We start from the raw sequence: 13,273 nt of genomic DNA on the forward strand, positions 1-13,273 counted from the left end.
TTAGGGCTAATAATCGTAGCGAATAAGCTCCTTGATTATACACGAGTTACTGATTGAGACAGTGGAGTTTGAAACCAGTTGCTGAGGAAACACGCGACCAGTGAATACTTCTTCACCATTGTTAACAAAAACTTCCAAAATTGAGCAGTCAAAGAAGATTTGCAGTTCCAAACGGTCGGTATAGGCTAAGGTACTCTCTCGACTTCCATCTTGGTGAAGTGCGTGGCTACGATCCAGCTTGAAAATGCCTGTCGCAGAATCAAAGCTTATCTCCACAAAGTGGTCACCGGCTTCGGCTAAGCGCAGTGAAAACAAACCGTTAATCTCTTCGGCTTTCAGTGATAGCTCAAAACAGTTTTCGCTACTAAAGGTTAGTGCTTGTTCCGAACTCAATATTTGAGCTGCCCATTCAGACTTAGCGCCACGCAGTGCCTTATGCTCTTCAACAGGACGTTGATGAACCCTACCATCCACAAGATGCAAACTACGAACCAGTGACAACGCATGAATCCAATCATGTTCTACTGTTGGCTGTTCATCCTCATCAGGAATACCAATCCAAGCACTGAGTAAACGTCGACCATCTTTGCCCAATGTGGTTTGAGGCGCATAGAATTCAAAGCCTCGGTCCAAAGGGTGGAACTCACCATGACTATACTGGGACAAGTTGTAATCTAACTCCCCGACAAAATAGCCATTGTTGTGACGATTATGGAAGTCGAAACCATCCGGTTTAATGCCTTGTGGGCACCCAATCAAGACATCTTGTCCATCGAGAGGAAACAAATCAGGGCACTCAAACATATAACCAAAATCGGTTAACCCATTGATTCCCTCACCCGCTATTGGTCCATGGTAATTCCACTGATACGCATCAGATGATGAGTACAGCAATACTTGCCCGGTTAATGCTTCAGTTTGTGCACCCAACACACAATACCAACGCCCATCGTGTTGCCAAATTTTCGGATCACGAAAGTGTGCGGTGTAACCTTGTGGCTGGCTATGAATTACCGGCCCGATTTTGCTATAAATCTCAAGTTCAGCATCTACCGATTTTGCCAAGCACTGGGTTGAAACTCGCTCTCCAGCTTCATCTTTCAAATTACCGGTATAGAAAAGATGTAGTTCGTCACCTAAAACAAATGCACTGCCCGAATAACACCCATTTTTATCATAACTTGCGTCAGGGGCTAATGCGGTTGGCTTAAAGTCCCAGTTGACTAGGTCTTGGCTAGTGCAATGAGCCCAAAATTTAGAACCGTGTGTACAGGCAAATGGGTGCCATTGAAAGAACAGGTGATATTGACCATCGAACTCAATAAACCCATTCGGGTCATTGAGTAAACCAGAGGGTGGCGTAATGTGAAATTTCGGACGTAAATGATCAGTTGAAGATGCATTAACTTGGTTTAAAATTTCGTTTGCTTGATTTAAAAGTGAATTCATACGATTGAAGAGAGCCCATTGCTGGGCTCTCACTTTATTTATGCTTTAGACGTTTTAAGAAGAATTTTGGTAACAACCATTGCAGAACCCATGCCGATGGCAATCATAGCAATGTACATCATTAACCCGTTACCTAGGTAAGCTGGAATAGCTGGCAGGTAAGTCACACCCATCACTGATGGTGCAATATGCATCATAGTTGCGAACGCACCCGCAATCGCACCGCCAACCATACCTGCACCAAATACTTTGCTATTGGTTAAAGTGATACCAAACAATAGTGGCTCAGTGATACCAAAGAAACATGGCACGATAGATGAGTAGTTGAGTGCTTTCTGCTCTTTATCTTTCAGAGACATGGTGTAAGCAATTGCAGCCCCCCGCTTGACCCGCCATTGAAGCGGTAATCAATGCGTTTAAAGGGTTTACTTTTAACGTTGATAAGAAGTTCAGTTCAACCACCATCAAACTGTGGTGTAAACCTGTAACAGTGAGCACTTGTTGGAATGCACCGAAGATTGCACCGCCGATACCAAATGGTAAATTCACAATCGTTTCAGATGAAACCATCACGCCATGTTCAACAACGTTGAAGATTGGACCGATGATCAGTAGACCGGCTAACATGCCTATCGTAATGGTCAGAAATGGCGTGAATACCAGCGCGACCACTGATGGCATCCAAGATTTAATCCAACGCTCTAAGCTCGCACCAAAAATACCCACGATTAATGCTGGGATGATAGTGCCCTGGAAACCTTGAACTTGGAATATGCCAAATGACAATCTTTGCGCATCACCAGAAGCTACCGCCCAGGCATTTGGTAACATCGGTGCAATCAGCATCAAACCCAAAACCATACCTACAACAGGTGTACCACCAAAACGTTGGAAAGCAGACCAAACAACCAAAGCAGGCAAAAAGATAAAGACGGTATCAGTCACAACTTGCGTCATGGTCAAAACGTCTGGAGAGAATGTCACACCTAACTGCTGTGCAAAGCCACGTAACCCCATGAAAAGACCAGTTGCAACAAGGACAGGGATCAATGGAATAAACACATCCGCCAATGCTCGAAGGCCTTTTTGGAACGGACTTAAGTTTTCATAAGCTGCGCCTTTGGTACTTTCAAGTTCACCATCAACCAACTTGGTCATTTCAGTATGTACTGCGTTAACAAGCCCAGTCCCAAGAATGACTTGATGTTGGCCTGACTGAAGAAAGTAACCCGCCACTTTATTGGTTTTTTTAATCGCTTCAGCGTCAACTTTTTCATTGTCTTTAACCACAACGCGCAAACGTGTTGCGCAATGTTCTAGCGCTCGAATGTTCTCTTTACCACCGAGAGCATCAAGTAAACTCACTGCAATTTTATTGTTCATGTGTTCCACCCGGAAAATGTGAAAAGGTTTTCATGTTTCATTGTGGTAAGGTTTTCACATTCACATTATTTCAGCAAGGATATATACATTAGAAGCTTGTTTTTTATGTTGTAGCTCACACTTACTTTATATTTGCACCACTTCTCACTCAATTTCATGGCGTTGCCCTCATGAAAACGTCAGCGATAAAAACACGTCAATTATTGTAAATTCTCACTATAAAACTATGCTCATACTAAGGTTTATATACAACAGGTTGCCTTATAAATGCTCGGTATTCGTCAATTCTTCTTTATTTGCTTACTTTTGGTAGGGCATCCTCCTGCATACTCAGCAATACCCATCAATCAACACGAGCAAAATACGTTTCGAGATAATGATTATGGACTCATTACCCCCATTTCGGACGTAGATAACTATGATTACAACCTCGTAAAACTAGGGTGGTTACTCTTTAAAGACCCTAACTTATCCTCTAACGGTTTAGTTAGTTGTGAAACATGCCATTCACTTCAATCCAATGGCGCAGAACAAACGGCAACCTCCAAAGGCGTTAATGGTCAAGGCATAAGAAATTCAATTACAGTATTCAATACGTCTCTCAACTATCGTTTTTTCTGGGATGGAAGAGCAAACTCTCTAAGTGAACAAATTGATGGCCCAATTACCAATCCACTAGAGATGGATTCCAACTGGCAAGATATCGAAGCCTATGTCGCTAAATCAAGTTTCTACCGCGAGCACTTCCAAGCCATAGACGATTCGAATATCTCAGAAAGCAACATAAAAAGAGCTCTTATCGCGTTCATGAATACTCTACTAACGCCTAACGCTAAATTTGATCAATATTTGAAAGGAAATAAAAATATTCTTTCTGATTCAGCGAAAAGAGGCTGGTTACAATTTCAAAAACTGGGCTGTATACAATGCCATCAAGGAGCCAATATTGGTGGGGGGATGATTCAAAAATTTGGATATTTTGGGACAAATCCTAATCAAGAAGATACTGGACGACATATAAATATGGGCAAAAGACAAGACAAATTCTACTTTCGCGTCGCCAGTTTACGAAATGTGGCAAACACTGCACCCTATTTTCATGATGGGAGAACTCAAGATCTAAAGGATGCTATAAGTATCATGGCTCAACGCCAACTCGGTATTAATATCGAAGATGAAACTCTTTCTGACATAGAATCTTTTTTACACTCGTTAAGTGCACCTAGGCCAAAAATTCTGGAGGTTCTCGAAAATGAGTAAAATAACGTTCATTACTATAGTGTCCCTCATATCCTCAATTTGTTTATTTGCTTACTCATACCAGAGTTTCCAAAACAGTCGTTCAATTGACACCTACTACAGCGATATATCTTTTCTAGGGCACGATTTAATTGAACACCGAGATATTATTCTCAATTATCAACAAAACAGTAATCGCAAACACTTTATCCTGACAAAAGAAATTGTCGACATAGAAAAACTGGCTGCCAAATATTTACTTGAGCTTGAAGCCAGACCTGAACTTTTATTTACCATAAATACTTACGACCAAGAAAAACGCATCCTTAGTGATTTCTATACGATGCTACTGCGTGCTACCGAAAAGATGGATATTCTCGTGGGGATTCAAGTCGCCAGAAAATATGCCCAAATCACGTTTATTTCTTTGCTGAATCAGCGAACAGATACTCAACATATAAATGGTAATGATGCGTGGTATTTCTTTGACTTACTGACGGAAGAGTCTTCTCAAGAATGGCTTATTGACTCTAATGCCAAACAGTTTGCATCACAACTTAGAGAGCTAGAAGAACAACGTACGAGCATCATTTCAGACCTCCTAGAACCTCATAGTTTTGAATTTGTAGAGCAAACTGAACGAGAACTACTCCAATTATCTAACCAAGAGGCCTATAACAGTTGGCTATTTATGTTAGCTGGCATTGTGATCCTATTACTGCTTGCCAGCTACCATGGCTACCAACGTTATCTCAGTTTAAAACGCCTAAATCGGAAGTTGGAACAAACTACCGAAAAAGCCCAGCGGGCGGCAAAAGCAAAATCTCGCTTTCTAGCAACAATGAGTCACGAGTTAAGAACGCCAATGAATGGCGTCCTTGGAATCGCACAAATCATTTCAACAGAGAGTCAGGAAGCGAAAACTCTCAATAATATCAATATCATTTTAGATTCTGGTCAGCATCTAATGACTATCCTTAATGATATCCTTGATTTTTCTAAGGTGGAGGAAAATAAGCTCAAGCTTGAATGTACTTCGTTTCAAATCGACCAAATCCTAACCCCTGTCAAAAGTGCCATCTTTCCTCTCACTGAAGAAAAAAACCTAGACTTTGATGTAATCAATAGCATACCACCACAAACTGAATTCCAAGGTGACAGTGCAAGGCTAAGGCAGATAGTCTACAACCTTGCAGGTAACGCCGTTAAATTCACGAAAAAAGGAAAGGTGACGATTCACACAAGTCTTACTGATGATCAACCTGCAAAACTCAAACTAGTCGTTTCAGATACGGGAATTGGTATTCCAAAAGAAAAACATAACAAAATTTTTCATCCATTTGAGCAAGCCGATACATCAACTACTCGCCAGTTTGGTGGTTCTGGATTGGGTCTAGCTATTGTAAAAAAACTCACTGACCTTATGCAGGGAGATCTTTATTTAGAGAGTGAACGAGATAAGGGTACTACTTTCACTCTTACATTTTCTCTTCCTTATGCATCTTCCCACCAAGCAGTCATCGCTACTCAAACGGAGCAATCCACAAAAAGCCTACCATCACTAACGATTTTGTTAGCGGAAGATAACCGAGTAAACGCCATAGTTGCTAAGAGTTTTTGTAATAAATTGGGTCACCATGTTGATTTAGCAGAAAACGGTCTCGTAGCGACGAAAATGGTCCAAGAGAAAAAGTATGACCTGATTTTAATGGATAATCATATGCCAAAGATGAATGGTATCGAAGCAACCTATTACATTCGCCAGACATTAAAACTCCCAATACTAATTTTTGCTTACACTGCCGATGTATTTCGTGAAGCCCACGATGACTTCATTAATGCTGGGGCAAATCATGTTCTAACTAAACCACTACAAAAAGAGAGTTTTAACGATGCGATGCGTACATTCTCTAATCGATTGATCGCTTCATCAATTACATGCGTCCAAACTGGTAATGTCTATGATGAGGAAAGCAATATTGTAAGTCTGCACCGACAACCCATTTCACGCTTACATCTAACTGAGGAAGAATTATCTAATAGCCGATTACTTCTTAGTTTACAGAGTTATCCAGAACAATATTTTTCAATCATTACTTCTGTTATCAATGAGTTTGAACAATATATAGAGCGACTGATATCAGCATTTGCTGATACAGATAAAGGCAAGTTAAAGCACGTCATTCACAATGTAAAACAAAGCGCACTAACCTTAGATCTCACGAACATTTACAAACTGAGTAAAAAAATCGAGATCGAGTTGCATCGAAATTCAACTCTGCCTACGGAAGATTTCCAAAAGATCATTAATCGTTTATCCGTCAATATTCATCAAGGAAATCGTGTCCTTGATACAAGAAAGGAAAGAGAAGAAGTGAAGACAAGCAACTCGAGAGCCTCGAATCCCCGTGCTTAAAATAACCTTATACCCACCAAGATAAGTAAACGTTCAGAATTTGCGAACGAATAATCTCTGATAATTAGTATTAGAGTCCTTAGCGATATTTTCACTGGGAAACACAAGCGTAAAAAAGGAGATAACTATCTCCTTTTTTATTATCTAATCTGACTAAATCACTTGCGCAAAAAGTAAGAAGCACCCAAACAAAAAGATAGTGCCCATTGCAATACTGCCACCACCGGCTTGGTATACTTGCGTCAAGTCGAACTCAAGTTTACGAACCTTAAGTGTCATCGCCATAGGTACGAAGATCGCAAGAAAAACAAGAATGATGCCTGCATAACCCAATATCGCAAGGAAGTGTTCCGGAGCAACAATCGCACCAATTAACGGCAATACAAATGTAATACCGAAAATACCTAAGCGATTACATTTAAAGATATCGGCATTTTGGTCAAATAGCGCCATTGCCACACCAAGGAAAGAGGTTAGTAGCGCCAAACCAGTAAATACTGAAAGCACAAATTCTAAGCCTGCATATTGCTTACCTAGTGCCGCAATAAGATCTGACACACTTGCAAATTGAACCAGCTCTGAAGAAGACAAGTTACCCACTGCCGCAAATAACCATAATAGGTAGCTCACCAATGGAATAGCTGAACCCAAAATAATCATATTACGTAGTTGCTCTTTGGTCGCATCTTTGTTGTAAGTTACCAATGATGGGATAACAACCAAGAAGCCAAAACTGGTAAACAGAACTGAACTGGTCTTAATTAATGCGACTTTGTCATTGCTTGCATAATCCAACAAGCTCGCCATATTGATACCCGGAACAAGGGCAATAAGCGTAAACAACAAGGCTAGGATCATACCTAGGAATAGTACGCGGTTAAGCTTATCCACGACATGGGTACCTGAAGAAACCACAGCACCCGCCACAAGAGTGAATCCAATCTGAGACATCATAGATGATGGTTCAAAACCAATATTGCGAACAACTTGTTGAACAAGATCACCAGCACCAATGATGTAAGCCATTAGCAAGCAGATAAGGAGAGCGTAAAGCAAAGCATTAGTGACAAACTGTCCGGATTTACCCAACGTTTGACGAGCGATAGCATTCATACTTGCGCCACCACCCACTTTACAGCTTGCTTCTAGGAGAAGTAACGCAGCGTACGTAGTACCACTCCAAATAAACAGCATCAACAATGTGCCCCATAACAGGCCAAATTGTGCAAGTACCATAGGGATAGCGAGCATACCCGCCCCCAAAGCAGTCCCTGCAACGATCAGGGCGCTTCCGACAAGTTTTTGATTCACGGTAATTACCTCTTAATATTATCCGTTTTAATTCAATACCACCTTGCCTAAACGCTGAGTGCTATAGATAAAGCATTCTGTAGGCAAAGCGTTCCCTAAACAACGCGATCAAAAAGCCGTCCCCAAATGTATGGTTGTACATCGGGGTCACACAAATTCCGTTGCATAGGGTAGTTAGGTCAATCTATCGACCGTTATAGATTTCTGGCATCCAACAGCACAAAAAACTTGGGTTCGAAGCAAGTTAAGGCCGACTCGTAAGATGCCCCATTTCTACAAATGGTGTTTTTGGTTCGAGATCATTGTAAATGACGAATTTATAGATTGAAACGAAAAATGTACGCCGTAAGGAAAAAGATAAGTGCAATTAAATAGAACGACTCTAAACAAGGGCATATTCATGAATAACTTTACGTAAGACTGAGAGTGATAAGAGATGAGGTGTAAGAAAACGGCCTATCTGTATAAAATAATTTACAGATGTATTGAGAGTCACCGTCTCCCACAAGATAGCCGCCAAAATAAAATACCGTTATCATTCATCATGTAGCGACAAGTTACGATTCAATACCTCTTCACATGCTCAATGGTTCGAACTTTGTGAGTTTGTGATCTTTGCTGGGGTTGGTTCCCCCAGCAATCCATCCCTAAGTATTTCATGCTATCTAAGCGATTCCACAGCGCTAAATATAAACTTCAAGAAACACATACCTATGATGATTTCATCAAAGACTTTCGTATACCTGTAAACAAAAAAACTCAGGCCTTTATAGAACCTGAGCTTTTAGATTTACATTCATCAATTGTCGAATCAATCATGTTCAATAAACACAATTACCCTGAATTGATTTAGCCAACTATTTTCGTTTTAGTGATTTTTTCATCAATCGTTACCTGAATAAACAATTGATTTATTGATGTTTTTTAGCGATAACGCCTCTATACAACTAAAGCAACGGCTTGTTTGGTTTTTTCCGTCACATCAGCCCAATTGATATTGGTTTCGCCTGCTTTTGGTAGCATCCAAGTACCACCTACCGTCGCAACACAGTTTAGTGCCACATAATCTTTAACGTTTGCAGGAGAAATACCGCCAGTTGGACAGAAACGGACTTGAGGTAGCGGGGCTGAAATTGCAGCCAAAGATTTCACGCCACCATTTGCTTCAGCAGGGAAGAATTTAAGGTGAGTATAACCTTGCGCAATGGCCGACATCACTTCTGATGGAGTTGCAACACCTGGGATTAGAGCAACGCTATTCTGTTTAGCATGAGCAAGCAATTCCGGCGTCATTCCCGGAGAAATGATGAATTGTGAACCCGCTTCAACTGCTGCATCGTATTGCTCTGGACAGATAACAGTACCAGCACCAACATAGGCTTGTGGGAATGTTTGAGCAATTTGACGGATAGCTTCTAATGCTACATCGGTACGAAGTGTAATTTCAAAAACAGAAATACCGCCATCAAGTAGTGCTTGTGCCATTGGAATTGCATCTTCTAGCCGCTCAATCACCATAACCGGTACGATTGGTGATGCTGCAAAGACTTGTTCTGGGCTCAGTGTCCAATTGTTCATTTAAATTCCTTGGTTAAATTCTTATTGTGTTTAATCGTTGTTAGCTCGATGACTGGAGGTCATAAGAGCTGTCACTACTGTTGTAACATCAGGGGGCAACTTCAAGACTCTCATATAGAAGCTATCCCTTACGAAGTTATCCCTTATATAGCGCGAGTATCTGCAAATTTTCCCGTATTAACGCATAACATGCGATGAAAGGAAAACTCAATCTACTTAACACATAGCGTCAAGAGCAGCGCGAGTCGGTAAGCCTTCACTATCACCGAGAACCTGAACAGCCAAAGCGCCAAATAAGTTACCACGAGCAACGGCCTCTGTTACCGATAAGTTTTCCAGCCAAGCGGAAACAACACCAACAGCAAAACTGTCGCCTGCGCCAACGGTATCAACAACCACTTCCACTTTTTGACCAGGTACGACACTTGACTCACCAGTTGCTAGTTTGAAATATGCGCCGTCGCCACCGAGTTTAACCACGACCAATTTTGCGCCGTGATTTAGGTAAAAATCTGCGATTTCTTCAGGCACTTCAGAACCTGTCAAAATCTTACCCTCAGCAATACCAGGTAAAACGATATCGGATTTAAATGCCAATGCATTCACTTCTTCGACCATTTCCGCTTCACTTGCCCATAACGTTGGGCGTAAGTTGGTATCAAATGAAACACTATTTCCGTTAGCTTTCGCAGTATCAAGGGCCTTGTGACAAAGGGCACGTAAGCTAGGTGATACCGCAGCAGCCACCCCAGTCAAATGAAGATGAGTATCAGAGGTAAACAGATCTGCATTTAAATCGTCGACACACAAAGTGCTTGCCGCTGAGTTTTTACGGAAATATTCGACTTTCGGATCATCACCATGCAGTTCACGTGATTTGATATAAAATCCCGTTGCGCGATCAGACGAGTAGCTAAATTGAGAGGTATCGACACCCTCTTCACGCACTGCTTGTTCGATATAACGGCCGAAGCTGTCTGAGCCCAATTTGGTAATGTAGGTAGAGTGAAAGCCTAATCGCGCCATGCCAATAGCAACGTTTAACTCAGCACCGGCAAGTCGTTTAGTAAAGTGAGTTGCAAGGGCAAGATCACCAGCCTCATCTGCGGTAAACATAGCCATTGGCTCACCAATTGTCACAAACTTCTTCATCATCTCTGTCACCCTAACCCATTTTTAACCACTTACCTGATAAGCGACCCGCTCAGTAAGTGGAGCATCATAAATAAAAAAGAAAATGATTATGGAGTCATTCAACTTGAACCATTCAGCTTGAAGCATTCAATTTGACACACCAATGGAACCGATTCCATAATCTTTTAAAATATAGGGCTATTGAATAGCCACAATTGAACCGTTTGCTTTCTGGCCACGAATTTAATGTTCTAACCAAAATCACATTTTACATGAGAATACTATGGAATCGGTTCCAAGAGCAATACTCAAAAACAATTTTTGATCGAATTGACGATCAATCTAACCAATCAAAGCTTAATAGAAACTTAGTGGAAAATGTCTAAGCTGTTGTGGAGTGTCGTACAATCAATTCCGCTTGCAGCTTTTTCTGTTGGGGAGAAGATTCATCACCATTGATCCTATCGATCAAAAGCTGACAAGCCTGCTTACCAATTTCTTTCGTCGGCTGCCTTAGGGCCGTAATCCCACCATCAACCAACTCCACCCAATCCGGGTCATCAACACTTAAAAAGCCTATTTGAGAACCTAACGATATATTCAGCTGTTTTAGTGCTTTTGCCGCGAGCATACTCGTAACACCATTGATGGATACTATCGCGGTTTTTAACCCTTGATGTTGTTGTATGAATGCCATCAAAGATGCATTTAACATTTGCTCGCTTCGATTAAGCTCAAAGACATCGCACTGCATACCTTGATTGTGCGCCACAAACTCTCTAAGTGCATCGACGCGCTCTATTCGAGGGGCTATTGTAAGAGGTGGTGTTACCACAAATAACGCTTGGTAATGTTGTTCAAGTAAGTGTTGGCAACCCTGCTGCATCGCTTGTTCGTTATTTAAGCTGACACTATCAACTTGAAGAGAATCGCTAGTGCGATCAACTAAAACAAATGGGCAACCAATTTTGGAAAATTCCGCCATTTCTTCATCAATCATATCGAATGTGTTGATCACAATCCCATCCACGCGATGCGCTTCTAGCAATGCAAGATATTGGCTTTGTTGCTTCATTTGATTATCGGTATTGCACACCATTAGCATGTAACCTGCTTTCTTACATACCGACTCAATGCCTTGCATTACGCCTATTGAATATGGATTTGTAATGTCAGCAAGTAATAAACCAATCAGCTTTGATTGCCCTGCTTTCAACATTCGTGCTGACTGATTAGGACGGTAATTCAGTGTTTCGACGGCATGGCCAATACGAGCAATTAAATCATCTGACAGTTTCCCTTTTTCTCCATTAAGAAAACGAGAAACACTGGTTTTGCCTACACCAGCCATTTTTGCTACATCTGAAATGGTCGCAAAACCACTTTTATTTGTACGAGTCAAAATTACGTCCCAAATACCAATTTGTTGTCTGGAGGCATACTAACATTTCTTTCTCTTGATATTCATCAATTTAACTGTCTGTGATTTTGCACGAGCACATGCCAGGCAATAGTCCTTGGCAATAAAGTATTAACGGCCCGCGCAATCTGCTGACATCTAATAATTGACGTTCATCTTGGTAATTCATTGCCAATGCAAAGCCATGTAAATAGTCCACCAGCAAATCTAACCCATCGCTCATCTTCGCTTCATCAAGTTCAAACACACTCATTATTCGTTGAAAACGTTCGATAAAAACATTTGCCGGACTTAATGATGTCATACCAAGTAAGATTTCTAATAAGCCGGGATATTGATGTAACAAAGAAACATAGCTGGTCGATAATTCAACCAACTCTTGCTGCCAATCATCGCTTTCAATCGGTTGGTATATATCATTGACTAAAGAGGTAGCAACGGCTTCCAACAGAGCATTCTTATTTTTGAAATAGTGGTAAATCGCCATCGGATCCACACTCAAAGCCGTTGATAGTTGACGAATGCTCGGGATCTTGCCCTCTTCTCTCATCATTACTTTAGCTTGCTCTAAGATGATGACATCGCTAAGAGGGCGATGGAGTGACTTAGGCCGCCCCCTTTTTTTTTCCTTGACGGACATTTCACCACCTCGTTAAAATGGATTAAATCTACACTGTAGAATTAATTCTAACTCACACTTTAAAAGATGCCAAGCATCTAGTCGCAACCATTGGGGAGCAAACAACGTGGCTAATGTCGTTTTCATAGCAACCAGTTTAGATGGGTATATCGCAGATAAGAACGGTGGACTCGAGTGGCTCAATACAGTACCTAATCCAACTCAAGATGATATGGGATTTAACGCTCATATGGAGCGAATAGACGCGCTAGTGATGGGGAGAAACACATTCGAAATGGTTCTCAGCTTTGGCGTCGATTGGCCCTATAGTAAACCTGTATATGTGCTTAGTAACACACTAACCAGTGTGCCTGCAGGCTATGAAGATAAAGTATCGCTCATCAAAGGCGAGCTTGATGGCGTTATTGCGACCCTAAACCAACAGGGCTATCACAACTTATACATTGATGGCGGAGTCACAGTGCAACAGTTCTTAGAGCAGGATCTGATCGACGAAATGATCATTTCCACGATTCCTGTCTTGCTGGGCGGTGGAGTTTCTCTATTTGGTTCATTGCCTGAATACGTTAATTTTACATTGAAAAGCAGCACTATTTTGTTAGATGAGATTGTCCAAAGCCATTATCTACGTCGTCGCTAATACAAGCCAATATCGACGACGGTTTCAATTAGCGGTAAAGTACCCGGTAATAACGTACAACTG

11 protein-coding genes are annotated in these 13,273 nt (G+C 41.3%); 3 read left to right on the forward strand and 8 right to left on the reverse strand.

Annotated features, from left to right (window positions below):
• Positions 1–6: 6 nt before the first annotated feature.
• From DZ860_RS11850 to DZ860_RS11855, 3 genes are read right to left on the reverse strand one after another with little or no spacing between them, the layout of a single operon-like run.
• Positions 7–1,449: a glycoside hydrolase family 32 protein gene (locus DZ860_RS11850; protein ID WP_120031516.1), complete on the reverse strand. Its 1,443-nt coding sequence runs from the start codon at positions 1,447–1,449 to the stop codon at positions 7–9.
• A 38-nt stretch (positions 1,450–1,487) separates the two neighbouring features.
• The gene (locus tag DZ860_RS24625; protein ID WP_207890624.1) at positions 1,488–1,808 is read right to left on the reverse strand and encodes a hypothetical protein; all 321 of its coding nucleotides are present in this window, start codon (positions 1,806–1,808) and stop codon (positions 1,488–1,490) included.
• A complete protein-coding gene (locus DZ860_RS11855; RefSeq protein ID WP_207890625.1) occupies positions 1,792–2,832 on the reverse strand; it encodes a PTS transporter subunit EIIC in 1,041 nt (346 codons plus the stop codon). Before DZ860_RS11855 ends, DZ860_RS24625 begins: the two co-directional genes overlap by 17 nt.
• 267 nt (positions 2,833–3,099) lie before the next feature.
• Here DZ860_RS11855 and DZ860_RS11860 point away from each other — a divergent pair, with 267 nt between their 5' ends.
• Both DZ860_RS11860 and DZ860_RS11865 read left to right on the forward strand, forming a co-directional pair.
• Positions 3,100–4,092, forward strand: a complete 993-nt coding sequence (locus DZ860_RS11860; RefSeq protein ID WP_120031518.1) for a cytochrome-c peroxidase — start codon at positions 3,100–3,102, stop codon at positions 4,090–4,092.
• On the forward strand, positions 4,085–6,487 hold the full coding sequence (locus DZ860_RS11865; RefSeq protein WP_120031520.1) for an ATP-binding protein: 2,403 nt from the start codon (positions 4,085–4,087) through the stop codon (positions 6,485–6,487). The genes DZ860_RS11860 and DZ860_RS11865 overlap by 8 nt, the downstream gene beginning before the upstream one ends.
• A 153-nt stretch (positions 6,488–6,640) precedes the next feature.
• On the opposite strand, the gene DZ860_RS11870 is transcribed toward DZ860_RS11865, so the two are convergent.
• From DZ860_RS11870 to DZ860_RS11895, 5 genes are all read right to left on the reverse strand, one after another.
• Complete coding sequence (locus DZ860_RS11870) at positions 6,641–7,798, reverse strand: amino acid permease (RefSeq protein WP_120031522.1); 1,158 nt, start codon at positions 7,796–7,798, stop codon at positions 6,641–6,643.
• A gap of 939 nt (positions 7,799–8,737) precedes the next feature.
• Positions 8,738–9,376, reverse strand: coding sequence for a bifunctional 4-hydroxy-2-oxoglutarate aldolase/2-dehydro-3-deoxy-phosphogluconate aldolase (locus DZ860_RS11880; RefSeq protein WP_120031525.1), 639 nt, complete (start codon positions 9,374–9,376; stop codon positions 8,738–8,740).
• A 216-nt stretch (positions 9,377–9,592) separates the two neighbouring features.
• On the reverse strand, positions 9,593–10,531 hold the full coding sequence (locus tag DZ860_RS11885; RefSeq protein WP_207890626.1) for a sugar kinase: 939 nt from the start codon (positions 10,529–10,531) through the stop codon (positions 9,593–9,595).
• Positions 10,532–10,892: 361 nt separating this feature from the next.
• The gene (locus DZ860_RS11890; protein ID WP_207890627.1) at positions 10,893–11,912 is read right to left on the reverse strand and encodes a LacI family DNA-binding transcriptional regulator; all 1,020 of its coding nucleotides are present in this window, start codon (positions 11,910–11,912) and stop codon (positions 10,893–10,895) included.
• A 70-nt stretch (positions 11,913–11,982) separates the two neighbouring features.
• Positions 11,983–12,570, reverse strand: a complete 588-nt coding sequence (locus DZ860_RS11895; protein ID WP_120031529.1) for a TetR/AcrR family transcriptional regulator — start codon at positions 12,568–12,570, stop codon at positions 11,983–11,985.
• 106 nt (positions 12,571–12,676) lie between these two features.
• Between DZ860_RS11895 and DZ860_RS11900 the strand changes: the two genes are divergently transcribed.
• A complete protein-coding gene (locus tag DZ860_RS11900) occupies positions 12,677–13,210 on the forward strand; it encodes a dihydrofolate reductase family protein (protein WP_120031531.1) in 534 nt (177 codons plus the stop codon).
• Positions 13,211–13,273 lie beyond the last annotated feature (63 nt).

Source organism: Vibrio sinensis (assembly GCF_003605645.1).
In the GTDB taxonomy this organism is placed as follows: Bacteria; Pseudomonadota; Gammaproteobacteria; order Enterobacterales; family Vibrionaceae; genus Vibrio; species Vibrio sinensis.

Coding starts and splice junctions, on each gene's coding strand:
- DZ860_RS11850 (WP_120031516.1), bottom strand. CDS start 1,449: ATGAATTCACTTTTAAATCAAGCAAACGAAATTTTAAACCAAGTTAAT.
- DZ860_RS24625 (WP_207890624.1), bottom strand. CDS start 1,808: ATGTCTCTGAAAGATAAAGAGCAGAAAGCACTCAACTACTCATCTATC.
- DZ860_RS11855 (WP_207890625.1), bottom strand. CDS start 2,832: ATGAACAATAAAATTGCAGTGAGTTTACTTGATGCTCTCGGTGGTAAA.
- DZ860_RS11860 (WP_120031518.1), top strand. CDS start 3,100: ATGCTCGGTATTCGTCAATTCTTCTTTATTTGCTTACTTTTGGTAGGG.
- DZ860_RS11865 (WP_120031520.1), top strand. CDS start 4,085: ATGAGTAAAATAACGTTCATTACTATAGTGTCCCTCATATCCTCAATT.
- DZ860_RS11880 (WP_120031525.1), bottom strand. CDS start 9,376: ATGAACAATTGGACACTGAGCCCAGAACAAGTCTTTGCAGCATCACCA.
- DZ860_RS11885 (WP_207890626.1), bottom strand. CDS start 10,531: ATGATGAAGAAGTTTGTGACAATTGGTGAGCCAATGGCTATGTTTACC.
- DZ860_RS11895 (WP_120031529.1), bottom strand. CDS start 12,570: ATGTCCGTCAAGGAAAAAAAAAGGGGGCGGCCTAAGTCACTCCATCGC.